General features: G+C 40.2%; 20 protein-coding genes, 2 pseudogenes and 1 riboswitch. Of the genes and pseudogenes, 12 read left to right on the forward strand and 10 right to left on the reverse strand.

From position 1 onward, the window contains the following. Positions 1–21: 21 nt before the first annotated feature. From C1642_RS04705 to C1642_RS04720, 4 genes are all read right to left on the reverse strand, one after another. Entirely contained in the window at positions 22–504 is a 483-nt protein-coding gene (locus tag C1642_RS04705; protein WP_001113294.1) for a phosphate-starvation-inducible protein PsiE, read from the reverse strand. 118 nt (positions 505–622) lie between these two features. Next, on the reverse strand, positions 623–2404 hold the full coding sequence (locus tag C1642_RS04710; RefSeq protein WP_001123422.1) for an acyl-CoA dehydrogenase C-terminal domain-containing protein: 1782 nt from the start codon (positions 2402–2404) through the stop codon (positions 623–625). A 167-nt stretch (positions 2405–2571) separates the two neighbouring features. Beyond that, positions 2572–4374 carry an acyl-CoA dehydrogenase C-terminal domain-containing protein gene (locus tag C1642_RS04715; protein WP_001136744.1) on the reverse strand — a complete coding sequence of 601 codons (1803 nt, stop codon included), beginning with the start codon at positions 4372–4374 and terminating at the stop codon, positions 2572–2574. A 298-nt stretch (positions 4375–4672) separates the two neighbouring features. Beyond that, entirely contained in the window at positions 4673–5044 is a 372-nt protein-coding gene (locus tag C1642_RS04720) for a hypothetical protein (RefSeq protein ID WP_000784266.1), read from the reverse strand. A gap of 131 nt (positions 5045–5175) precedes the next feature. On the opposite strand from C1642_RS04720, the gene baeS reads away from it, so the two are divergent. Both baeS and C1642_RS04730 read left to right on the forward strand, forming a co-directional pair. After that, a complete protein-coding gene (baeS, locus tag C1642_RS04725) occupies positions 5176–6834 on the forward strand; it encodes a sensor histidine kinase efflux regulator BaeS (protein ID WP_005119692.1) in 1659 nt (552 codons plus the stop codon). Positions 6835–6853: 19 nt separating this feature from the next. Further along, a complete protein-coding gene (locus C1642_RS04730) occupies positions 6854–7540 on the forward strand; it encodes a response regulator (protein WP_000680577.1) in 687 nt (228 codons plus the stop codon). A 63-nt stretch (positions 7541–7603) separates the two neighbouring features. Here the strand turns inward: C1642_RS04730 and C1642_RS04735 are convergent, their stop codons facing one another. Together C1642_RS04735 and C1642_RS04740 are read right to left on the reverse strand one after the other, a co-directional pair. Further along, a complete protein-coding gene (locus tag C1642_RS04735) occupies positions 7604–9046 on the reverse strand; it encodes a protein adenylyltransferase SelO (RefSeq protein ID WP_065708328.1) in 1443 nt (480 codons plus the stop codon). Positions 9047–9159: 113 nt separating this feature from the next. Beyond that, positions 9160–10332 carry an acyl-CoA desaturase gene (locus C1642_RS04740; protein ID WP_000199593.1) on the reverse strand — a complete coding sequence of 391 codons (1173 nt, stop codon included), beginning with the start codon at positions 10330–10332 and terminating at the stop codon, positions 9160–9162. A gap of 208 nt (positions 10333–10540) precedes the next feature. On the opposite strand from C1642_RS04740, the gene C1642_RS04745 reads away from it, so the two are divergent. Next, positions 10541–11071, forward strand: a complete 531-nt coding sequence (locus C1642_RS04745; RefSeq protein WP_000701693.1) for an META domain-containing protein — start codon at positions 10541–10543, stop codon at positions 11069–11071. 28 nt (positions 11072–11099) lie between these two features. Here the strand turns inward: C1642_RS04745 and C1642_RS04750 are convergent, their stop codons facing one another. The 3 genes from C1642_RS04750 to C1642_RS04760 form a co-directional block, all read right to left on the reverse strand. Further along, entirely contained in the window at positions 11100–11813 is a 714-nt protein-coding gene (locus C1642_RS04750) for a glycerophosphodiester phosphodiesterase (RefSeq protein ID WP_103235983.1), read from the reverse strand. A 72-nt stretch (positions 11814–11885) separates the two neighbouring features. Next, positions 11886–12464 (reverse strand): cob(I)yrinic acid a,c-diamide adenosyltransferase, encoded by a 579-nt coding sequence (locus C1642_RS04755; RefSeq protein ID WP_103235984.1) that lies wholly within the window; start codon positions 12462–12464, stop codon positions 11886–11888. Positions 12465–12560: 96 nt separating this feature from the next. Continuing rightward, positions 12561–14432, reverse strand: coding sequence for a TonB-dependent receptor plug domain-containing protein (locus C1642_RS04760; protein ID WP_103235985.1), 1872 nt, complete (start codon positions 14430–14432; stop codon positions 12561–12563). A gap of 35 nt (positions 14433–14467) precedes the next feature. Continuing rightward, positions 14468–14675, reverse strand: a riboswitch (cobalamin riboswitch). Between the two features lie 126 nt (positions 14676–14801). Here C1642_RS04760 and C1642_RS04765 point away from each other — a divergent pair. From C1642_RS04765 to C1642_RS04780, 4 genes are read left to right on the forward strand one after another with little or no spacing between them, the layout of a single operon-like run. Then, entirely contained in the window at positions 14802–15461 is a 660-nt protein-coding gene (locus C1642_RS04765; protein WP_000083551.1) for a phosphoribosylanthranilate isomerase, read from the forward strand. Next, positions 15445–16674 (forward strand): tryptophan synthase subunit beta, encoded by a 1230-nt coding sequence (gene trpB / locus C1642_RS04770; RefSeq protein WP_000372737.1) that lies wholly within the window; start codon positions 15445–15447, stop codon positions 16672–16674. The genes C1642_RS04765 and trpB overlap by 17 nt, the downstream gene beginning before the upstream one ends. 9 nt (positions 16675–16683) lie before the next feature. Then, positions 16684–17196, forward strand: a complete 513-nt coding sequence (locus C1642_RS04775; RefSeq protein WP_001139544.1) for a DUF1543 domain-containing protein — start codon at positions 16684–16686, stop codon at positions 17194–17196. Positions 17197–17233: 37 nt separating this feature from the next. Continuing rightward, positions 17234–18229 carry a DUF2804 domain-containing protein gene (locus C1642_RS04780; protein WP_103235986.1) on the forward strand — a complete coding sequence of 332 codons (996 nt, stop codon included), beginning with the start codon at positions 17234–17236 and terminating at the stop codon, positions 18227–18229. An 8-nt stretch (positions 18230–18237) separates the two neighbouring features. Here C1642_RS04780 and C1642_RS04785 read toward each other — a convergent pair. Continuing rightward, positions 18238–19106: pseudogene (locus C1642_RS04785) on the reverse strand (metal-dependent hydrolase). Between the two features lie 120 nt (positions 19107–19226). On the opposite strand from C1642_RS04785, the gene C1642_RS04790 reads away from it, so the two are divergent. The 5 genes and pseudogenes from C1642_RS04790 to C1642_RS04810 form a co-directional block, all read left to right on the forward strand. Beyond that, the gene (locus C1642_RS04790; RefSeq protein ID WP_032025863.1) at positions 19227–20276 is read left to right on the forward strand and encodes an AraC family transcriptional regulator; all 1050 of its coding nucleotides are present in this window, start codon (positions 19227–19229) and stop codon (positions 20274–20276) included. 244 nt (positions 20277–20520) lie between these two features. Continuing rightward, entirely contained in the window at positions 20521–21324 is an 804-nt protein-coding gene (gene trpA / locus C1642_RS04795) for a tryptophan synthase subunit alpha (RefSeq protein ID WP_017725449.1), read from the forward strand. Further along, complete coding sequence (gene accD / locus C1642_RS04800) at positions 21321–22217, forward strand: acetyl-CoA carboxylase, carboxyltransferase subunit beta (RefSeq protein WP_001071168.1); 897 nt, start codon at positions 21321–21323, stop codon at positions 22215–22217. The genes trpA and accD overlap by 4 nt, the downstream gene beginning before the upstream one ends. Then, positions 22214–23500 carry a bifunctional tetrahydrofolate synthase/dihydrofolate synthase gene (gene folC / locus C1642_RS04805; RefSeq protein WP_002059473.1) on the forward strand — a complete coding sequence of 429 codons (1287 nt, stop codon included), beginning with the start codon at positions 22214–22216 and terminating at the stop codon, positions 23498–23500. Before accD ends, folC begins: the two co-directional genes overlap by 4 nt. After that, a pseudogene (locus C1642_RS04810) lies at positions 23491–24127 on the forward strand (SPOR domain-containing protein); the annotation flags it as partial. The gene folC and the pseudogene C1642_RS04810, both read left to right, overlap by 10 nt.

The following is a 24127-nucleotide window of genomic DNA, read 5'->3' on the forward strand; positions in this document are numbered from 1 at the left end:
GGCCAGCTTAGGGCCATTTTTTTATGCCAACTCGTCATCTTGCGGTTGGGGTGTTTTTAAAGAAGTAGACGTTTTTGAATGTTTTTCTTTCATAACAGATGGGTAGTGCCAAGAAGCAAAACGGACAACTAAAATAGATAAGGCTAAAATAAGAATTGAGCCAGTAATAATGACTTGATCAAGGTCAGCTTTATGGTCATGTTGGATATCAGAAATCAGTAAACGTGTTAGGGCTGTAATGGCGACATAAATAAGAAAACGTACAGGCATATGATTGGTTTTAAAGTAAATTCCAACCATTGCCCCAAGTTCTAGGTAAATAAATAACAATAAGATGTCATCGATTGATGCATATTTTTTGACGGTCAGAATTTCAAAAACGGTATGAGCAGCAGACCAAGCAATCATACAGCCTATAATAAATAAGGCTAAATAATGAAAAGCCTCAACAGCATAATGTCCAAACCGATCAAGGGTTCTTTCAAACTTTTTGGGATCAGGCATAGTAAAATCTTTTTTGATATGAGAATGTTTAGAAATTAAACAAATTTTGTGCCAATGGAAATAGTAAATACAAAATAAAAAACGCCTGATTATTCAGGCGTTTTTATAAAAAATTTAATTACGCTTGGTTTGTAAAGTAATCTTCACTAAAGCCCATAATTAAGTCTGAACCTGCTTTGATTTTAGCAATACGTGCATCAATATCTGGCAAGATACGTTCAACAAAGTATTGAGCCAATGCAAGTTTGTTCTGATAGAAATCACCAGACTTATCTTTAGCAGCGGCAGCAATTTTTGCAAACATATAAGAGAAGCTGAGTAGACCCACTGCATGTAAATAATCAACCGCAGCTGAGTTCGGGAACTCTACGTTCTCTGCAGCTTGCTCAATAATAAACTGAGTGATTGCTTCGATTTCAGTTGCAGCATCTAAAGTTGCATCTTTAATGAAGTTCAAGTCAGTGTCTAGGTCATTTGCAAAGTCACGGATTTCAGTGATGTATTCAGCAATGAATGCACCGCCACATTTAATGGTTTTACGACCAATTAAATCTTGAGATTGAACGCCGTTGGTTCCTTCGTAGATTTGAGCAATACGAAGGTCACGAATACATTGTTCCATACCCCATTCACGAATATAACCGTGACCACCAAATACCATTTGAGCATCTAAAGTTGCTTGGAATGCTGTATCTGTGAGGTAAGCTTTTGCAATTGGAGTTAAAAGCGCAACACGGTCATTGGCTTTTTTCACGGCTTCTGCATCAGTTGAGAATTTAGTGATATCGAGCTGCTGGCCTACATAAACTGCAAAGGCACGAGAAGCTTCGTTGTTTGCACGTACATTTAACAACATACGACGTACATCGCCGTGGACTAAAATGCTATCAGCGGGTTTGCTTGGTGACTGAACACCAGCTGCACTACGACCTTGTAAACGGTCAGTCGCGTATTGAGCAGCATTTTGATAAGCAAATTCAGAAGCACCTAAACCTTGAATACCCATTGATAAACGTTCGTAGTTCATCATAACGAACATGGCAGCAAGGCCTTCGTTTTCTTTACCAACGAGGTAACCTTTCGCACCGTCAAAGTTCATCACACAAGTTGCAGATGCTTTGATCCCCATCTTATGTTCAATAGAGCCTGGACCAACATGGTTACGGTCACCTAAAGAACCGTCTTCATTTACAAGGTATTTCGGTACAATAAATAGCGAGATACCACGTGAACCAGCAGGAGCATCTGGAGTTTTAGCAAGTACCAAGTGAATGATGTTTTCTGCTAAATCATTGTCACCGCCAGTGATGAAGATTTTAGTACCTGTAATGTTATAAGTACCATCTTCATTGCGCTCGGCTTTAGTTTTGATAATACCTAAGTCAGTACCGGCATGTGGTTCAGTCAAACACATGGTACCTGACCATTCACCTGAATAAATCTTAGGTAAATACGTTTCTTTTTGCTCTTGAGATGCATAGCTACTTAAAGCCATACCTGCGCCTACTGAAAGAAGTGGGTAGAGCATGAAAGATGGGTTTGTCGCGAATAACATTTCATCGGCAAGAACGGTAAGCATTTTTGGCATGCCTTGACCGCCCCATTCTTCATCTGCACCTAAGCCAATCCAACCACCTTCTGCATATTGACGAAATGCATCTTTAAAGCCAGCAGGAGTAAAGACTTCGCCGTTTTCGTAGCGAGCGCCTTCTTCATCACCAGTACGGTTTAATGGATGAGTCACGTTCTGAGCAAATTTAGCCATTTCTTCTAAAATTGCTTCAGCTGTTGCAGCATCTACATGAGCGAGTTTCTCATTAGCCTGCCAAAATTGTTCTGCTTTAAATACATCATTTAAGATGAATTTCATATCAGCTAAAGGAGCATTGTAAATTGGCATAATCGTTCACCTTTTTTGTGCACATCGGCCTGTGCTAGATATCCTGTAAAACGAAATGGATATTGAATTTAAAATCTAAATTTATCATTGATTTTATAAAAAAAGGACCGTCAAAACTGAGCAGTCCTTTTTTGGTTTTTAACATTGCATATCGCAACTAACTATGATTAGAAAGCGAAATGTTCAGCATCTAATGCCATCAATGGGTCTAAACCACCTGCGATAACGTCTACATGAGAGCGTACACGCGGTAAAATTTTCTTGAAGTAGAAGCGAGCAGTAGTTACTTTCGCATTGTAGAAATCAACATCGGTTGTACCCGCAGCTAATTTCTCTTGTGCTACAAGCGCCATACGAGCCCATAGATAAGCTAAAGTAACGTAACCAGAGAAGTAGAGGTAATCTACAGCCGCTGCACCCACTTCATCCGGATTTTGCATTGCACGCATACCGATTTGCATAGTGAGGTCGCCCCATTCTTTGTTCAGCGCAGCAAGTGGCTCAACAAATTCTTTCATGGCAGCATTATCTTTGTTTGCTTCTACAAACTTGTGAACAATCTTAGTGAAATCACGAAGCATAGCACCTTGAGTTTGTAAAACTTTACGGCCTAACAAATCAAGTGCCTGAATTTCAGTTGTACCTTCATACAAACAAGCAATACGTGTATCACGTACGATTTGCTCCATGCCATGCTCAGAAATGAAACCATGACCACCGAACACTTGAACACCGTGCTTAGCAGATTCAGAACCTGTTTCAGTTAAGAATGCTTTTGCAATTGGAGTCAATAAAGACAAGATGTTGTCAGCAAACTTACGCTCTTCTTCAGTTTCGCCTTTTTCAACGATATCTGCATATTGAGCAAGTAAGTACACAAGTGCACGACCACCTTCAGCAAACGCTTTTTGAGTTAAAAGCATGTTACGAACGGCAGGGTGAACGATAATTGGATCTGCTTCTTTTTCTGGAGCTTTAGGACCAGAAAGTGAACGCATAGCTAAACGTTCTTTCGCGTAAGTTAAAGCACCTTGGAAAGAAGACTCAGATGCAGATAAACCTTGAACCGCAGTACCAATACGTGCTGTGTTCATGAAGGTGAACATACAGTTCAAACCACGGTTTTCAGGGCCAATTAAATAACCTTTTGCTTGGTCAAAGTTAATGACACAAGTCGCGTTACCGTGAATACCCATTTTGTGTTCAATTGAACCACAACGTACGGCATTACGTTCGCCTAGAGTTCCGTCTGCATTGACATTGAACTTAGGAACGATGAATAACGAAATCCCTTTAGTCCCTTTTGGTGCGCCTGGTAGACGAGCAAGAACGATATGGATAATGTTTTCAGCCATGTCGTGTTCACCAGCAGAGATAAAGATTTTCTCGCCAGAGATTGCATAGCTACCATCTGCATTTGGTTCTGCTTTAGTACGGATAATACCTAAGTCTGAACCTGCATGAGATTCAGTTAAACACATGGTACCTGTCCAAACACCTGAAACAAGGTTTGGTAAGTAAGTATTTTTTTGCTCTTCAGAACCGTGATGTTCTAATGTACGTACTGCGCCGTGAGACAAACCAGGGTACATACCCCATGCCCAGTTAGAGCTACCTACCATTTCTGAAATTGCGATACCTAAAGAGTTAGGTAAGCCTTGACCACCGTATTGTTCTTCTGCTGATAAAGACGGGAAGCCAAGTTCGATGTATTTTTGATAAGCTTCTTTAAAGCCTGTTGGTGTAGTTACAACACCATCATTCCAAGTACAACCTTCACGGTCGCCAACTTGGTTTAAAGGAGAAAGTTCATTTTCACAGAAGTCTGCCGCAGCTTCTAAATATTGATCAACCAATTCACGGCTTACGTTACCTTGAAAGTCAGGTAATTTTGCATAGTGTTCTTCAGCATTTAATAATTCATGCAAAACGAATTGCATATCACGTAAGGGCGCTTTGTATTGTGGCATATCGGGTTCCTCAATACTGGTGAAACCAGAGTTATAATCCTAATCTACGATAATGTGCCATAAGGCACCTTGAACTATTACATCGTGCAACAACTTGCATAACTGTACAAGCACCTCGGGGCCTTTACTTTGTGACTGCAAAGTCAAGAAAAAAATACTTGAACTATGTAAGTGCTTTGAGTGTAAACACTTTTGATGAAGTTTAGATGAGACAAATAGTCAAAATCGTAAATAGTTATGTATAAACAAAAGGCGCCTTCTGGCGCCTTTTGTTTTACTGTTTTTAGAATTATTTTGCTTAAGATGCTACTGGAGCAGGGGCATTGACTGGTGGTTGAGGACGTTTTGGCTCAAAGCGGAGGTTACATGTACCTTCAAGTGTTTTATCTCCAACTTGAACATTGACAGTTTGTCCAACAGCTTTACCTTCACATGCTTTTTGAATTTGCTCAAAACGAGCTTTACGCTCTGCACGGTGTTGTTCCCATGCTGCTTTTTGTTCAGGCGTAAATTCACGGTGTTTCATACGATGGTGGTGACCATCACGTGGGCCATCTTGCATCATGCCATGTTCTGGCTTAGGTGGTTGAGTTGTTGATTGACAAGCAGCCAAACTACCCATAGTTACAATTGCTGCACTGAATAATGCAATTTTAGCCGTCATTTTCATGGTTAAAACCCTTTAATGTTTGTTTTAAGATGACTTAAAGATTAGATAATAAAGATGAAGAAACAATGGAGAGTTTTTCTTTTCGTTGTTGGTTACAATGCAAAATATAGAGTAAAAATGAGAGAGTGCTTTTGAACGTTCTACGTGTTCCCATAGCCTTGCGGTTATTTTTAACGGTCTTGCTTACCACGCTGTTAATTGCAACTGCGAGTTTGAGTGTACTGCACTGGACGATGCAAAAGAACTTTGCCAAATATGTAGCCGATGTTGAAATGCAAAAGCTAGATCGGCTCATTACTAATCTGGGAAATGTATATACCGTTTATCATGATTGGGGGAATGCGATTCAGGCGCAAATCTTACAAATTGAAGGAACGGCAGCACCAGATGATTATGACCGTCTTTCCCAGTGGTGGTTACGCCGTCAATATGATATTGCCATTCAGCAGCATTCTTTCGATGAACACACTCTCATTAATATTTCTCCAGATGCGGGAACGGTAAATAAGAACTCTATTTTTAGTGATGAAGAACTACGTACGCTTGAGCAAAACTTACCTTCGGAATATCAACCGTTTGAAGGTTTAAGATTCCCGCTAAGTGCAAACCAGTTTCGTCCAAGCGATGATAAAAACAAATCAAAAAAAGGAAGCCTCAAAGACATTGAGACGCAAAATGGTAAGAAGCGTTTTATTGCTTTACCAGACCGGCTGGGCTTAAGTTCTCGTTTATCTTTATATGATGCCAAACACCAGTTCGTAGTGGGTGAACCGCCGTCTTCGGATCAGATGTCTTATCGCCCAATTATGGTTAATAGTCAGGTCGTAGGTTATTTAGGTCTAAAACCAGTTTTAGATAAAGAAGATGCATTAAGTATTAATTTCTTCAGTAATCAAAAGCGCTATTTACTTTTAATTTATGCCTTAACATTACTGTCGAGTTTAGTTGCAGCACTTTTAATGGCAACTTATTTTAAAAAGCCAATTCAGCGTCTATTAAATGCAACAAATGAGTTAACAAAAGGTAATTATCAACACCAAGTTGTGATTAAACGAAATGATGAGTTAGGTGATTTATCTACTCAATTAAATCATTTAGCTGAAATTTTACATCAGCATGAAGAATCACGACGTCAATGGGTTGCAGATACCTCTCATGAATTGAAAACTCCATTGGCTGTTTTGCAAGCGCAGATTGAAGCGATGCAAGACGGTATCCGAAAGGCAACACCTGAACATCTTGATGCCATGATGCGACAAGTTTCGAGTTTAAAGAAATTGACACAAGATTTGGCAGACTTGGCTCAGGCTGATGCTCAACAACTTAAATGTTATTTGAGTTCGGTTAATCCTTGGGAAGTTATACTGCAAGAAGTCGAAAATTTCAGACCTAAACTCGAACAAGCAGGGTTAGAAATTGAGGTGGAAGGTGAAGGTGCTTCTTTATTGTTAGACCGCGATCGATTTAAACAAATTATTGTTAATTTGATTGGTAATAGTATTCGCTATACCGAAACAGGTGGAAAGATTCATATTCATACAAGTCAAACGCCTCAGGAGTGGACTTTATATGTTGATGACAGTCCATTTGGTTTAAGTGATGAGCAATTATCACGTTTAGGTGAACGTTTTTATCGTGTCGATGATTCGCGTACGCGTAGTACAGGTGGAACAGGACTAGGCTTAGCTTTATCTTGTAAAATTGCGCAGGCGCTTGGTGGTACACTCAGTTTTGAACACTCACCATTAGGTGGTTTACGTTGTGTACTGACCTTTAAAAAGCAGAGTTAAATAAAAGGAAAAATGGCCCATGAAACATATTATGTTGGTTGAGGATGAAGTCGAGTTAGCGCATCTGGTGCGTGATTATCTTGAGGCTGCTGGATTCGAAGTAAGCATGTTTCATGATGGTCAGGATGCTTACACGAGCTTTCAACAACGTAAACCTAATTTAATGATTCTGGACTTAATGGTTCCAAGAATGGATGGTTTAACGATTTGCCGTAAGGTACGTGAACAGTCAGATTTACCGATTATTATGGTGACGGCACGTACCGAAGAAATTGATCGTGTCTTGGGTCTAAACATGGGGGCAGATGATTATGTGTGCAAACCTTTTAGTCCAAAAGAACTGGTTGCTCGTGTGCAGGCCGTTTTACGCCGTTTAGAACGTAAGGCTGAGCCAGAGCAAAATGATTCTTTCCGTATTGATAAAGCACAGCAAAGAATTTGGTATCAACAAAAATCTTTAAGTTTAACGCCAACAGAATTTCGCCTACTTGAGTTATTTTTAGAACATGTGGGGCAAGTTTATTCACGTGCACAATTATTAGATCATATTAATCCGGATAGCTTTGATGTTGCCGACCGAGTTATTGATAGCCATATTAAAAACTTGCGTCGAAAAATCACGGAAGTGGCCGAAACTGGTAACCGTCATGAGTGGATTCAAGCTGTTTATGGAGTAGGTTACCGCTTCGAATATCCAGAAGAATAATTGCTTAGAAAAGTTATGCTGTGGATAACCACAATGTTATCCACAGAAAATGTGGATAAAAAATTAAGAAGAACAGCTCACCGCTACATCAGGTACATCGCTTGGTAACGGACCTAAATCTTCCGGTTTTTCCAAATCTGGTTGTCTTGTATAGGGATGGTTGAGTAGCTTAAATAAGCGGTCAACCTCACTAAAATCATCTCGCTCCGCTGCCTCAATAGCTCGCTGTGCCATATGGTTACGTAAGATATAAATTGGATTTACCTGCTGCATGTTTGCATCAAGCTCATCAATATCTTGATATTCACGGATGTTTTGATACTGCGTAAGGAATGCATCAAATTGTCGAATATCAAGGCAGTCATCACGTAAAGCTTTGTATTCTTTATTTTGAAGGCGAATGAAGCTTTGGGTGTAATCGAGCTGCTCCGCTTGCAGAATACGCAAAAAGCTTAAGCCGCATTCAGTACTGTCTTTATGAAAATGAGGAAGCCCCATTTTTTGACATAACCCAGTGGTGTAATGCTCAATAAAAGTCGGCTCAAATTCTTCTAGGCAAGCGGCCAGCGCTTCTTTGAACTGCTCTTTATGCTCAGGTTCGGCAAGTGGAATGAGATTATTTAACCAAGTCCATAAGTTCCAGTGCGCAATACTAGGTTGGTTTTGATAGGTGTAACGCCCTTGGTAATCGGAATGGTTGTTAATCCAATTTGGTCGGAAACGTTCCATAAAACCGTATGGACCAAAATCGAGTGTAGAACCCGTAATATTTAAGTTATCGGTATTCATCACACCATGAGCAAAACCGACCAACTGCCATTTGGCGATCATAATGGCTGTATTTCTAATCACAGCTTTAGCAAAAGCTAAAATAGGTTGCTCTTCTTGTTGGCATTCTGGATAGTGCCATTCAATACATTTTTGTGTGAACTCGGCCAATAGCTCAGGTGCATATTGATTGATCCATTCAAAATGGCCTAAACGAATATGACATTCAGATGTTCTAAGTAACATTGCGCCAGGTTCTAGCTTTTCACGCTGTACACCTTGAGTGGAGCTTGTAAAACCTATTGCGTGACTAGAGGCAACCCCTAAAGCATTTAAAGCATGTCCTGCTAAATATTCACGAATAACAGAGCGTAAAACTGCTCGCCCATCTCCCATACGCGAATAGGGTGTAGGGCCTGCACCTTTTAAATGTAAATCTATAGTTTGGCCTTTTTTATTAAGAATCTGCGCAATGAGTAAGCCACGTCCGTCGCCTAGTTGACCGGCCCATTGCCCAAACTGATGGCCTGCATACACCATAGCCAAAGGCGGGAATTCCGAGAAGGTACGCTGACCACTGCAAATTTCTACCCAAGCCTGTTTTTCTTCATCTGTCCATTGTAACTCTTCGGCTAAAGCTAAATTAAAGTGTCCAGCCTTTGCACCACGAAGCGGAGAAGGTTGCTGGATATGAAAAAGCTTAGGATTGAGCGATGAATAAAGCGGATTAAATTGCATAGGCTGGACTAAATATTTGAGGCAAAATTCACTATACCATAGTTAAAAACAAGCCAAAAAAATAGCACCTGCAAAGTATGGCTCTACAGGTGCTATTTCGGGATAAAGACGTATTAGTCTGGTACGACGTTTGTGTTCTTTTTAATGTTACGCATTAAAGTTTCTAAACACTCACGGTGATGACTCAAACGATGTTCAAGCAATTGGAAATCAACTTTTAACTTGTGATCCATTTTGTGAATCTTTTCAGCCATTGCTGCTTTCTTTGCTTGTAACTCTTGTTCTTTGAGTTTCGCCCAGTCATTTAAAGTATGCGTAAATGCTTCATACTCTTGAGCAATACGTTGCTTCATTTGACTAATGTCGGCATTTACATCATGACCATAAATAGCCAAGTCTTGTTCAGCATATTTAAACTTCATTGCCAATTCTGCTTTTTTAATATTAAAGCTTGGAATACGACGTAGGTTCTTTGCTAAACCGATCTTAGAGCATGTCCAAATGAGCCATTTTGTTGGATCATATTGCCACCATTTCACACCATTACGATAATCGTACTGGAAAATATGGTGATAGTTGTGGTAACCCTCGCCCCAAGTTGCAATCGCTAACCAGAAGTTATCGCGTGCTGAGTTTTCATCAGTATAAGGACGTTTACCGAACATGTGGCAAAGTGAGTTGATGAAGAATGTAACTTGATGACTAATGATTAAACGTAATAGACCACCAAGAAGTACAACACCCCATAAATCGCCAGTTGCCCAGCCAACCAAACCTAAAATACCAACGTGAACTGCTACGACCATCAAGGCATAGTATTTATGTTGGAACATCACCAGTTTGTCATTGAGTAAGTCTGGTGCATTTTTAAAATCTGGTTCAGATGGAGAATGATCGCGGATCATCCAACCCATATGGGCATACCAAAAGCCACGTTCAATTGAATATGGATCTTCATCTACATCGTCGACATGACGGTGATGGGTACGGTGACCAGATGCCCAAAACAGAATACTGTTTTGTACAGCAAATGTGCCGCCAATCATTAAAAGAATTTTAAGTGGTAACGACGCTTCATAAGCACGATGTGCCCAAAGACGATGGTAACCAGCAGTAATCCCCATGCTACTTAAAGCTAAAAGAAAAAATAAGCTTACCCATGCGCTTACACTAAAATCATAATAATACGCATAAATCGGGATTATGATTGCAGCAAGAATTGGTAAACCAATTAAGGTAATGCTAGCGGTCCAGTTAATTGGGGCCTTGAGTGGGGCGGAAGTCATATCCGGCAGCGCTCCTAGAAACCTTGTCATACAAGGTAAAAAGACAAATCGACATAGCAAAACCAATCTTCAAGATATATTGCTATTTTGCACATCATATTAGCACGTGCTTAGTGAGAATCACTAGCATTATTGTACAGATGTATTGAAAGAACCGTAACAGAATTAAACCATGCCTGACAACATTTCAGATAGGAGAAGTTGTGTAATGAAAATACAGCGATTGAGAAAAAAGAATAGCATTGATATTGCAAGGAAATTGCCATTGAAATGTCTTTTCATCGCAATCAGCCTTGTATTGGCAGCATGTCAAAGCACGCCGCAACCAAATAATCACAAAGGCCAAGTAAAACCAACACATCGTGTACAAACGCCAGTTGTGAAAAAGAAAGTGAGTCCAGATGGTGTTCAAGATATAGATTGGCAAATTACCCAGATAAATGGTCATAAGGCAAAATTCTTTAACCAGTGGCCGACTCTTTCATTGAACTCTACAGTCAAAACAGTAACTGGTCATACAGGATGTAATCGTGTTTTTGGACGATATACTTTTGATTTCAGCCAAAAGAAACTTGATATGGAAGTTAACGCAGGTCATTCGAGTTGTGATGGCGCGTTGGCTCAAGAAGCAGAATTGGTCGATTCTTTACAACGTATTAAACGCTTCCAGTTGGTAGGTAATACCTTATATCTACTTGATCAAAGCGGTCAGCGTTTGATTCAGGCCGAGAAAAAATAAAAGGTGGTCAGTACCACCTTTTTTATATTTAAAGAGCTTCAAGCATTGTGGTTGGAGTATCTGTAATTAAGCCCTGAATATCTAAATCCCGTAGTCTTTTTGCTCTTTCTACATCGTTCACTGTCCAGACACTAATGTTCAAACCAGCTTGATGCGACAATTGAATCATTTCATCTGTTGCAAGTTGATCATGCCAGCCAATATGACAGCACCCATATTGATGAGCAAGTTCAATCGCTGTTGCTCCAACCGGAAGTTCAACTAACAATCCGCGTTTAAATTGAGAGTTGATATCACGTAAAGCGGTTAGAATTTGAAGATCAAAACTTGTGATGGTCACGACTTTCTCGAAACCTTGTAACTCAGTCTCAAGCTTTTGAATTAACTTTTCTGCTAATGCCATATCTCTTACAGCTTTAACTTCAACTTCAATATGATCAAAGTTATCAAGTAAATTTAAAACGCCTGTAAGAGTAGGGGTTGGTTCAGAGGTTGGCCAGTTAGGCCAATTTTGACGATGATCAAATGATAATGCTTGAGCCAAAGTTGATAGCTCTACAATTTGGTCGACACCTGCCGTGCGCAAAAAATTATCATCATGAATGACGACCAACTCTTGATCTTGCAGCTGACGAATATCAAATTCGACACCACGAATACCTAAATTTTTAATGTGCTGAAAACCACCTAATGTATTTTCAGGAGCTTCTCGGCGTGCACCACGATGACCAATAATGCGCATAGATTTCTATTGTCCGTTCTTTTTGATAATGATCTCTTTAAACATAGAGATCATTCTTAACTTAATCTATTTTTAAATCATCTCATTAATATTTTTTTGCCAAAGGACTTCTTGTCCACCTTCAGCACGCTGTAAAGCACGCGATGCGACAAATAACCAGTCAGATAGACGATTTAAAAGTTGAAGGGCAGTGGCTTGAATATTTTGATCGCGAGTTTGTACTGACATGAGCGATCGCTCTGCACGACGACAAACGGCACGGGCTTGATGGGCATAACTGCAAGATAAAGAACCAGATGGCAGAATAAATTCTTTTAGCATAGGCAAATCTTCATTCATACGGTCAATTTCTTTTTCAAGAAATTCAATACAAACCGGCTGAAGCAAATTGTAATTTGGAATACAAACCTCTCCACCTAAATCAAAAAGCCAATGTTGAATCAGACTTAAGCTTTTATCCCAATCAGCCTTATTAGTTATTTGGCTGGCTGTAATTTGTGCACGGAGCACACCAATAATGGCGTTTAGTTCATCGACATCACCAAGTGCCGCAATTCTTAGATCATCTTTAGCAACACGAGAGCCATCGCCTAAACCTGTGGTACCTGAATCGCCTGTGCGTGTATAGATTTTGCTTAAACGGTGTCCCATGATAGATATCCTGAACATAAAAAAGGGGATAATGTCGGTCAGAACATTACCCCGAAACTGGAGTTAAGAAAATATTTTTATAATCAGATTGAGAAATTAATAACGGAAAGTTACGCCAACAGAAGCTTGGCGGCCACCGTTGATATACCAGTATTCCGGAGAGAATGAAGATTGAGCATTATATGCAGTGTTATAACGTACATCACCAATATTCTGGATGTTCGTAAATAACTTTATATTTGGATTCATATTCCAAAAAGCATTTAAATCAACAGTTGCATAGCCTGGAACTTTAACTGAGTTTTCAATATTTTGTGCGTTTGCTTTAGAGCGAGAGACTAGAGAAGCATTCACCCCATAAATACCATCATCATAGCCTGTAGTTAAAGTATATGTTTGACGGGGACGATAAGGGACATCTATGTCTTTATCTTTATCTCTAGCTTCTACATAAGCGTATTCAGCATTAACAAAGATATTATCCTTAGACCACTTTAGACCTATTTCACCACCTTTCATATCAGCTTTATTTAAGTTGATATATGTTGTTCTACCATTTATAGCACCATAACTAATTAAATTTTTAACATCTGTATAGTAGCCAGAAAGATAGGCAGAAATACCATAATTAAATTTCTGATCTATACCAATTTCATATGACTTGCTTTCTTCAGGTTTTAGATCAGGGTTACTATAAAAATCATAGCCGTAAGAGCCATATAGATGTTCAAGGGTCGGTGCTTTGAATGCAGTACCAATGTTAGTGTAGATACTTGTTAGAGGAGAGATTTGATAACGAATTGCAGCTTGTCCAACTGTATGTGTACCAAACCAATCATTATCTTCAACTCGGACACCAACCTGAGTATGAATACCATTATCGTTATATTGATGTTGTAAATAATAACCTGTAGAGCTGATATCTCTTACAGCTTCAGGAGATGAGCTAGCATCATATTTTGATCGATTGTATGTAACACCCGCTAAAATATTCTGATTTGGTACAAAATTCCATTTGGCATTTATGTCCCCTTCATCAGAGGTTGTATTAAAGTGGCTTTGATAAATTACTTGTTCGATTTTATCAAGATAGTGAGAATAACGTGCATTTAAAACTAAATCAGAAGAAGCCTTATAACTAGCCAGCCAATTTACTAGACGATTTTCAAAATTACGTTTTGCATTGTTCGTTGAATAGTTCGTAGTATAGTTATTCGTACCTTGATTTTGGTCAATTGCTAAGCTTGTGTTAATTACATCATTACTATAACCAATTTTTGCATTATATCCTTTTTGGTCAAATGCTGCTTTTTCACTTTTATCTTGTATATTGATAATACTAGTACCATCAGTTTCCATCCGTTGACCACCGATACTTGCATAAAAACCACTGTCATCTACATAATCGGCATTTACAAGTGTTTTATAAGTACGGTTTTCACCATACACACCTGTTAAACTTGCTCCAGATTTTGTTGGATTATTGGAAATTAATTGTACTACGCCACTAATAGCATCTGAACCATATTGAACAGATGCTGGGCCTTTTAAAATTTCGATTTGGTCTACATCTGATAGGTTAATAAATTCAGGTGAAACAGGGCCTAAGCCATTTTGAGTATTTAAGCGAGCGCCATTTTTTAATAATAATGTTGAGCCCGTTTGTCCACCGCGTAAAGATAGGTCTGTGAGCTGACCAACGCCACCAGATTGTTTTATATAAATAGATGCATCTTTTTGTAATACATCAGATAAATTTAAAACAGGATTTTTTTCAATTTCTTCTTTAGAGATTACTGAAATACGCGCTGGAACTTCACTTGCTTTTTCAGCACTTTTTGAAGCAGTGATAACAATTGGGTCAAGCTGAGTTGCATCTGTTGCATCTTCAGCAAAAATAACAGGTGAACACCCCATCGCAATAGCGATAGCCCCTACCAGACGAGTAGGTTGAAAAGATTTAGACATAACATGCTCCATACATTCACCCCACGTGAATGATCGGGTAGATAGATGAAACAAGTAGGTCTCCGGACTTCAGCGCCATAATTCATTTATGGACATATTCACCTTCCCACACTACTGCAGTGGTGTAAGTCGATTTCGACTTAAAAAATATGCTTTACATTGTTACCGTTGCGGGGGCAGTGCCGGACTTTCACCAGCTTCCCTAAAGCATGAATTGCTTACACTTGCTTCCATTTGAACGCAGTATAAAGTGCCGAATTACTTCGTACAATGTCATTTAAAGCAATTCCCTGAGAACTTTTACGCAAGGGGCAAAAATTGCATTACAATGGCGCTTATTTTAAGAAATGGTTGTAGTTTAAGCAGCTCATGAGCCAATCAAACCAAAAACGTACACGAGCAAAAATCTGTGGAATTACTCGCAAGCAAGATGTTCAGGCAGTAGTTGCAGCGGGAGCAGATGCGATAGGCTTTGTTTTTTTTCCGCCGAGTCCAAGAAATGTAACAGTTGAACAGGCAGAAGAATTAGCAAAACTCGTTCCGCCTTATGTACAAATGGTGGGTTTGTTTGTAAACGCGAGTGTTACTGAAATTCAGGATATACTTGATTGTGTTCCCCTAGATGTATTACAACTACATGGCGATGAAACTCCAGAACAATGTCAGGAAATAGCGCGTCATTGTAAACGTCGCTGGTATAAAGCGATTCAGGTTAAACCTGATCTGGATGTAATTGCTGAAATTCAAAAATATCAGGCAGCTGGTGCCAGTGCTGTATTGCTCGATGCGTGGCATCCTGAGCTTAAAGGGGGCACAGGACATCAGTTTGACTGGTCTAAATTCCCGAAACTTGATATTCCATTAATCTTGGCAGGTGGTTTAACCCCTGACAATGTCATTGACGCTATTCATACTACCGGTGCTTTTGCAGTAGATGTGAGCGGAGGCGTAGAGTCCGCAAAAGGTATAAAAGACCAACAACTCATTGAACGATTTATGCAAGGAGTCCAACGTGGATCAGCAAAATAATGTGATTGACTATACCCAATTCCCAGATGCAAATGGGCATTTCGGTATCCATGGCGGACGTTTTGTGTCAGAAACTTTAATGGCGGCATTAGAAGATTTGGAAAATCTCTATTCCCGCATGAAAAATGATGAACAGTTTTTGGCAGAATTCGACCGTGACCTCGCCTACTATGTAGGTCGTCCTAGTCCACTTTATTATGCTGAGCGATGGTCAAAAGAGTTAGGTGGTGCGCAAATTTACCTTAAACGTGAAGACTTGAACCATACTGGCTCACACAAGGTAAACAACACGATTGGTCAGGCGTTATTGGCAAAGCTTTCTGGTAAAAAACGTATTATTGCCGAAACTGGTGCAGGCCAGCATGGTGTAGCAACAGCAACAATTGCAGCACGTTTAGGTCTTGAATGTGTTGTTTATATGGGTGCTGAAGACGTTAAGCGTCAAGCGATGAACGTTTACCGTATGCGTTTGTTGGGTGCAACAGTTGTACCTGTGCAAAGTGGCTCTAAAACATTAAAAGATGCCATGAACGAAGCGATGCGTGACTGGGTAACCAACGTTGATACAACATATTATGTGATTGGTACAGTTGCAGGCCCGCATCCTTATCCTCAACTTGTTCGTGACTTCCAGTCAATTATTGGTCGTGAAGCGCGTAAACAGATTTTGGAACAAGCAGGTCGCTTACCAGATGCATTAGTTGCTTGTGTAGGTGGTGGTTCGAATGCAATGGGCTTGTTCTATCCGTTCTTAAACGATGCCAGTGTAAAAATGTATGGTGTTGAAGCTGCTGGTTTTGGTATTGAAACTGGTAAACACTCTGCGCCGTTAAATGCGGGCCATGTGGGTGTATTACATGGTAACCGTACTTACTTAATGAGTGATGAACAGGGCCAGATTATTGAGACACACAGTATCTCGGCGGGCCTTGATTATCCGGGTGTTGGTCCTGAACATAGCTTCTTGAAAGATATGAAACGCGTAGAATACGTTCCAATTAACGATACAGAGGCTCTTCAAGGTTTCCGTGACTTAACCAAAATCGAAGGGATTATTCCTGCGCTTGAAAGCTCGCACGCGATGGCCTATGTGTCTAAGCTTGCACCGACGATGTCTAAAGATCAGATTATTATTGCGACTGTTTCAGGCCGTGGCGATAAAGACTTAATGACAGTTGCACGCATTGATGGCGTAGAAATGGTCGAGATGTAAGAGGATACAATGCCAAGCTTGTTTATGGTGATGTTGGGCGGGCGTCATGCACGTGCTAATACAGAAGTTCATGATGTGGTCATGGCTGTAGGAGATACTTTGGAAGAAGTTTATCCTCAACTTAAACAGGCTTGGTTTGGTGAGGCTCAAGGATTACATATTGATGCTTGGGCCAAGCTCTCTGGTGTTAGCTCTCAAGGGCAAAATTATCAAATTCACTTTACAGATGCTGCTCCACAACCAGATGATTTAAAGTTATATTTAATTAATCTAGGTGGATATAATGCAAGTGAATTCGGTGAACTTCATCGTTATGAGTTTGTGGTGGCACCCAACACGGTAGTTGCCAAACAACTAGGTAAACAATTTATAGATCGGCAGTGGCAAAAAGCACATACAGACCGGGTCATTGATATTGATGACTGTTTAGCGATAGATTGCGTGGCAGGCCGTTATATTCATTTAATAAAAGGCGATTTTGCTGCAACAATTTGGGAAAATACATATTTGACTGTGGGATAGGTCATTTGAAATCTAATATTCATATGGAAGTGGGTAAATGGATTTAATTCAAGAAAATGGACAGCCTCGTTATGGGCGTTTTGAATCTGTACCGTCCACCATTCATGTCCAACGTTATATTTATAAAACTCCTTATGGCAAAGTCCTAAAAGGCTGGCGCAAACAATTAAAATATAAGAAATTTAAATTCTGTGGCATTCAACATAAACATTATAGTATTGGTCTGGCAATTGCAGATATTGGCTGGGTCGGACACAGTTTTTTCTATATCTATGACCATGAAACAGGGCAAGTCATTGAGTGGAATGCTATTCAGCCGTTAGGTCACAAGACGTATCTTGATGAACAGCCTTTGTTTAATCAAAGTTATTTTTCTAAATCGCCTTATCAGTTTGATATTCAGCATGCCAATGGTGTGCGATACATTCGGGTAACTAAATATGGGGAAATTTGTCTGAGTGCCCGTATTTTCTGCGCCGGAACAGATATTTTGAGCTTGTGTACCCCAACAGGCATCAATGGTTGGACCTATACCCAAAAGCAGACCACTTTGGCTGTAGAGGGAATGTTCATTAATAAGCAAAATCAAGTTGTACAATTTGATGAAAAGACATTTGCTTCACTTGATGATACTTGCGGATTTTTACGTCCTGAAACAGCTTGGTTCTGGCTCTCATGTAACTTCTGGGATGAACAGGGGCGTCGTATTGGGTTAAATCTGGCCTCTGGTGTTAATGAAAGCTTTGGTAATGAAAACTGCCTATGGATTAACGGAGTTTTATTTCCGCTCACAGACGTTTTATTTGAAAAAGTAAATGATGAACTTTGGCAAATTAGTTCTCTAGATCAAAAACTTAATCTACAAGTGCATATTGGGTGGTGCCGATATGAAAATATAAACTTAAGAATGATTGGCAGTCAGTTCAATCAATGGCAAGCTAAAATTAGCGGCACGATTGAGCATGAGACAACCGATATAATCAATTGCAAAGAACAATACGGTTTACTAGAGCAACATTATGCAAAATGGTAACAAGCAGGTTATAAACCTGCTTGCCAAAATGCTTCACCCGCTGCAATAGGGTCATTTGTTTTTTCCAAAGTTTCAATCCAAACGGGATACTGACGAATAACAGGATGCTGACTTGGATGAAAGTCTTTTTTAAACCAATCTAAATATTGGTTTTTCATAGCGGTTAATGTGCCATTTTTGCCAAAGAACCAAGGTAAACCTTTAAGGTTCATCAAAAGTCTTTCTCTTGGACTGAAGCCATCACATTTCAACATGATATTCGTGCGGTAGAGTGTAAAGCCAAACATAAGTACTGTTGTAAGAACCAATACAAAACGACGAGTCGACTCAGGAACTTCACCCACCTGTTTCATGACATCAAAGGCAACATCTCGGTGCTCCATCTCTTCAATGGCATGCCATGCAAACAGCGCTCGGACATAGGGGTGAGCATTTTCTAAAGTTTTTTTATTGCTATAAAAGGTTTCTGCCATTAACGCTGTTAAATGTTCCGCTGCCGCCGTCATCGCAATATTGGTGAACGTTTTGTTAGTTCAAAGCGGAAAATCTTTTTAAGGGTGGTTGTGAACTGGTCAACAGGCATGCCTTGCTCTTTCATGAGCTGATTCATTTTGTCATGTGCAATACCGTGTTGAGCTTCTTGTTTAATAAAATCCGCAACTCGTTTTTGTAGTTCAGGGTCATCAATTTTATCGCGGAACATACGCACACATTCAATGAAGTAACGCTCTCCATCTGGAAAGGTTAAGCTGAGTGCATCAAACATACGAGTTAAAAAAGGGTCATTGTTAAACCAAAAGCGAGGTGCTTCGTTTAAATGAAAATCGAGATCTTTACGAACTACTGGTTCGACCTGATAAGAAACATGTGCGTTCATCTTTTATTTCTCGCAACTATAACCTTTTCATTAGTATGTCGCGAGTGGTCGGCTTTGTTTTGACAGTTATCGCCAATTTTTATACAGTTTGCGACAAAATGGCAGTAAAAAGGACGCGCCATGCAAGAATTTACTATCTCAAATGGTTACTTCTACCTTTGGAATACGTATTTAAAAGAAAAGGGAATAGATTGGCAGACACTTAATTTAAGTGAAATTCAAACACGTCAAGTCCAAAATATTTTATCTGCTTCTATAGATGCTCAATCTTCTTTAGACCTTTTTATTGAACTTTTAGAGATAACTGAAACGCGATTACATGTGACTAATTTGGCTTTAGAGATGGCAGCCTGTATTACCCCTGCCAACTTTGGGGTCTTGGGTTATATGGCGTCCAGAAGTGATACCTTAGGTCAAGTGGTGGAGTATATTGCAAAGTTTCATCGTTTGGTCATTGATGGTGCACAGGTTGTCCCTATACAAATTGAACAGGATGCCTCCAAAATTCGCCTATATTGGCCTTTGGTCGATGACAGTAATATTCTACTGAGTGAGCTGACTTTGGCCGCAATGGTACAGCTTGCTAAACAGATCGCCCCTTTACATGAGTTTCTTTTACAGCATGTAGAGTTCGTACACCGAGCGCGTGGGGCAGTGGTTCACTATCAACGTTTCTTTCAGTGCAAATTGTCATTTGAACGGCCTTACTATGCATTAACTTTTGCAAGTGAAAGTTTAAATGTTCGCCCTCAACATGCAGACCCAACTTTAGTGCAACTTTTGGTGAAACAAGCCGAAGAAGCTTTAGTTCAGCGGAAAATACATGCCGATTTAGTTCAGCAAATACATTGGATCGTACAGGAATACTTTAAGCATAAGCAGCAAGCACCCAAAATAGAAGATATTGCCATCGAACTGAATGTTTCCGTAAGAAGCTTGCAGCGCCAATTACAGGCATTAAACACTTCATTTAAATTAATTTTAGATGCTGAGCGTATGAAACGCTGCGAGATATTGTTAAGCCAAAATGAAAGTCTGACTGCAATTGCCGACCAGTTGGGTTATTCGGATCAGTCTGCACTGGCAAGAGCATATAAAAATTTAACAGGGCAAACATTATTAACTCGAAAAAAGCAATTACAGCTCATCCAGAAAAATACAACGAAATAGAATTTTGGATGCTTTTTTGCTCAATTTGTAAATCAATAATGGCCCAAAAATAGGAAGCTTTGATCATTGAGAAAAGTTTCAAAATATTGATAAATGTACGCCATGGGTTGTATGAATCATACAATCGAATATCGCCATAACGTTAGACCTGTTCAATGAACAAAAAATAGCGTTAAAATGCGGTGTTCTTGTATTTCTACAAACAACTCCTCAATTTTAAATAATTCAAGGAAAGCACAACCCTATGTCACGTCTTGCCACCCGTTTTGAAAAGCTGCAGTCCCAACAACGTAAAGCGCTTGTATCTTATGTCATGGCGGGTGATCCACAGCCACAAGTAACGGTGCCGTTACTTCATAAAATGGTTGCGGCAGGAGTAGACGTCATTGAGCTTGGTTTACCATTTTCAGACCCGATGGCTGATGGTCCGGTAATTGCACTTGCTGCTGAACGCGCACTTGCGGCTGGGACGAACACCTTAGATGCGCTGAACATGGTAAAAGAGTTTCGTGAGCAGGATCAGGAAACACCTGTAGTTTTAATGGGTTATCTTAATCCTGTTGAAGTGATTGGTTACGAGAAGTTTGTTTCTTATGCGAAACAATGTGGTGTAGATGGCTTATTACTTGTGGACTTACCACCGGAAGAGTCAAAAGAATTTGGTGCAATCTTGAAACAACATGATATGAACCAGATTTTCTTACTTGCACCAACTTCAACTGATCAACGTATTCAACACGTAGCGAATCAGGCAAGCGGGTTTATCTACTATGTTTCACTCAAAGGTGTAACAGGTGCAGCGACTTTGGATACTTCTGAAGCGGCTGCACGTATTGAAAAAATCAAAGGTATGACTAACGTTCCAGTTGGCGTTGGTTTCGGAATTAGTGATGCTGCTTCAGCGAAAGCGATGGGTAGTGTTGCAGATGCCGTGATTGTAGGTAGTGCTTTCGTTAAATCTTTTGCAACGTTGGCAGCTGATGAAGCTGTTGAACAGACGGTGAATAAAGTCAAGGAGCTTCGAGCAGCGCTCGATGAGTTAGTATGAATCAAGAAGTGAAATCAGGGAAAGTTCTTAGCCCTTCGACGCCATGGACACAGCGTCCAGTTCCAGGTATTGAAGTTGCAGATGAGCAACAGACTCTCAAAGCAACATTTACTGAGCCAACTATTGAGTGCCCTGAATGTCATGCTTTAGTGACACGTACAGCAATATCTTTTAATGCGTATGTATGTCCACAGTGTGACGAACACTTACGAATGAAAGCTCGCGATCGCTTAAACTGGTTCTTCGACAATGTTGTGGCTGAATTAGGTCAAGAGTTTAGCGCGAAAGATCCATTAAAGTTTGTTGATAGCAAACCGTATCCAGATCGTATGCGCGAAGCGCAAACTAAAACTGGTGAAACGGAAGCTTTAATTGCCATGCAAGGTAACTTAAATGGCGTAGATATGATTGCATGTGCTTTTGAGTTCGACTTTATGGGCGGCTCAATGGGTACTGTAGTAGGTGACCGTTTTGTTAAGGCAGCTGAACTTGCAATTGAAAAACGTCAGCCATTAATCTGCTTTGCAGCTTCTGGTGGTGCACGTATGCAAGAAGGTATGTTGTCACTTATGCAAATGGCACGTACTTCTGCTGCAATTCAAAAATTAAAAGATGCAGGCTTACCTTATATCGTGGTGTTAACACATCCGGTATATGGCGGTGTAACAGCTTCTTTAGCAATGTTGGGTGATATCCATATTGCAGAACCTAAAGCAATGATTGGCTTTGCCGGTAAGCGTGTGATTGAACAAACTGTGCGTGAAACACTAGAAGAGCCGTTCCAGCGTGCAGAATATCTGCTTGATCATGGTGTGGTCGATCAGATTGTTCATCGTCATGCTTTACGTGATACTGTATCTCGTCTTGTATCAAAATTGATGAACTTACCTTGAAACAACAAGCTCCACTTTCAACAGACTCTTTAGATACATGGCTCAATTATTGGAGCCATGTTCACGTTACAGGGATCGATCTTGGTCTGGAACGTGTTATTCCCGTAGCAGAAAAATTAGGCGTGACTAAACCCAACGCCAAAGTTTTTACTGTTGCTGGAACAAATGGGAAAGGTTCAACCACAACAACGCTTGCGTCTATATTAAAAGCACAAGGGTACAAAGTTGGGTTGTATCAATCACCGCATATCTATCGTTTTAACGAGCGAGTCAAATTAGGTGGAGTTGAAGTTGATGACCAAAGCCTGATTGATGCTTTTGTACAAGTTGATCAGGCTCGTCGCGAGTGTGATTTAAGCCTATCTTTTTTTGAAGCAACCACTTTGGCTGCTTTTGTTATTTTTAAACAGCAACAATGCGATGTATGGGTTCTTGAAGTCGGTTTAGGTGGGCGTCTTGATGTTGTCAACGTCATTGACCCTGATGTCGCCGTGATTACCAATATTGGCCTCGACCATACAGATTGGTTAGGTGATACCATCGAAAAAATTGCTTTTGAAAAAGCAGGTATTATCCGACCTCATATTCCTGTCATTTTTGCAGGTGAGCAATCTTTGCCTCAAGCGATTCAAGATAAGGCAAATAGCTCACAAGCCACGCTATACGCGATTAATAGAGATTATTTTTATAAACTCGCCGATGATGGAAAACATTGGTATTTTGCAAGTGAAGGAACCACTTTAAGGTTGCCGCTAGGTACACTTGCAATCGAGAATATTGCAGGAGCAGTTGCGGCCGTATTAAATAGCGGACTTGAAATCTCACAACTAGCGCTAGAGGAGGGCATTACAAATGCCCGCTTGGCTGGACGCTTCGAAGTGCGCCAAGTTAATGGAAAAACCATTATTTTTGATGCCGGACACAATCCTCATGGTGTTGAATTTTTGTTAAAGCAATTGCGAAATTTCTTAGAATACAATAAACAGTACACAGAAGTTGTCGCAGTATTTTCAATGTTGGCAGATAAAGATATAAAATCAGTAGTCGATTTGTTGAAACCTACTGTTTTACATTGGAAAATTGCTGAGTTGAATGTGCCGCGTGCTGCACCGATTCAGCAATTGAATGACGCCCTGCAAGGCCAGACAATACAACAATTTGGCAATATCAAAGAGGCTTTTAAATCAGCGCTTGAGCAAACAAATAACAATCAGCTGATTTTAGCCTGTGGTTCGTTTCATACTTTAGAAGCGATTTGGGAGTATTTGGAAGAATGTCAATGAATAACAAACAACGCTGGATGGGTGGCGTTGTTTTATTAGGTGGTGGTGTTTTATTGGCAGCATTACTTCTAAAAGGAAATGAAGAAATAAAACAGGTAGATGTTCAACCCCAAACTTCAACATCACCGAAATTACAAGCTAAGCCAAAGCAATCAGCACAAGAAGGGCAGATGGTACAGCTACAGCCACTTGCAGTTGATGTTGAAACAGAAAAACGTCTTCTTGAAGAACAGCGCCGTTCTCGTGAAAAAGCTGTAGCAGAACAAGAGGCTCGTGCTGCCGAATTCTTGGCTATGCAACAACAGGCAGAAGCGGATGCAGCTCGTAAAGCTGCTGCTGAATATGCCGCGATTAATGCTCGCCGAGCTGCTGCACAAGAAAGTTCCGATAATATTCCTCCTGAAGTCGCGGGTAGTGAGAATAAGGCAAAAGGACAGCAAACTGATACAAAAAAGTCAGTAGATCCGGCTAAAGCGGATGCAGATAAAAAAGCTGCTGAAGCGAAACGCTTAGCTGAGGCGGATAAGAAAGCAGCAGAGGCAAAACGTCAGGCAGAAGCAGACAAGAAAGCAGCAGAGGCTAAACGCCAAGCAGAAGCAGATAAAAAAGCAGCTGAAGCTAAACGTC

Source organism: Acinetobacter sp. AKBS16 (assembly GCF_002899995.1).
Classification (GTDB): Bacteria; Pseudomonadota; Gammaproteobacteria; order Pseudomonadales; family Moraxellaceae; genus Acinetobacter; species Acinetobacter baumannii.

Coding starts and splice junctions, on each gene's coding strand:
- C1642_RS04705 (WP_001113294.1), bottom strand. CDS start 504: ATGCCTGATCCCAAAAAGTTTGAAAGAACCCTTGATCGGTTTGGACAT.
- C1642_RS04710 (WP_001123422.1), bottom strand. CDS start 2,404: ATGCCAATTTACAATGCTCCTTTAGCTGATATGAAATTCATCTTAAAT.
- C1642_RS04715 (WP_001136744.1), bottom strand. CDS start 4,374: ATGCCACAATACAAAGCGCCCTTACGTGATATGCAATTCGTTTTGCAT.
- C1642_RS04720 (WP_000784266.1), bottom strand. CDS start 5,044: ATGAAAATGACGGCTAAAATTGCATTATTCAGTGCAGCAATTGTAACT.
- C1642_RS04730 (WP_000680577.1), top strand. CDS start 6,854: ATGAAACATATTATGTTGGTTGAGGATGAAGTCGAGTTAGCGCATCTG.
- C1642_RS04735 (WP_065708328.1), bottom strand. CDS start 9,046: ATGCAATTTAATCCGCTTTATTCATCGCTCAATCCTAAGCTTTTTCAT.
- C1642_RS04740 (WP_000199593.1), bottom strand. CDS start 10,332: ATGACTTCCGCCCCACTCAAGGCCCCAATTAACTGGACCGCTAGCATT.
- C1642_RS04745 (WP_000701693.1), top strand. CDS start 10,541: ATGAAAATACAGCGATTGAGAAAAAAGAATAGCATTGATATTGCAAGG.
- C1642_RS04750 (WP_103235983.1), bottom strand. CDS start 11,813: ATGCGCATTATTGGTCATCGTGGTGCACGCCGAGAAGCTCCTGAAAAT.
- C1642_RS04755 (WP_103235984.1), bottom strand. CDS start 12,464: ATGGGACACCGTTTAAGCAAAATCTATACACGCACAGGCGATTCAGGT.
- C1642_RS04760 (WP_103235985.1), bottom strand. CDS start 14,432: ATGTCTAAATCTTTTCAACCTACTCGTCTGGTAGGGGCTATCGCTATT.
- C1642_RS04765 (WP_000083551.1), top strand. CDS start 14,802: ATGAGCCAATCAAACCAAAAACGTACACGAGCAAAAATCTGTGGAATT.
- C1642_RS04775 (WP_001139544.1), top strand. CDS start 16,684: ATGCCAAGCTTGTTTATGGTGATGTTGGGCGGGCGTCATGCACGTGCT.
- C1642_RS04780 (WP_103235986.1), top strand. CDS start 17,234: ATGGATTTAATTCAAGAAAATGGACAGCCTCGTTATGGGCGTTTTGAA.
- C1642_RS04790 (WP_032025863.1), top strand. CDS start 19,227: ATGCAAGAATTTACTATCTCAAATGGTTACTTCTACCTTTGGAATACG.
- trpA (WP_017725449.1), top strand. CDS start 20,521: ATGTCACGTCTTGCCACCCGTTTTGAAAAGCTGCAGTCCCAACAACGT.
- accD (WP_001071168.1), top strand. CDS start 21,321: ATGAATCAAGAAGTGAAATCAGGGAAAGTTCTTAGCCCTTCGACGCCA.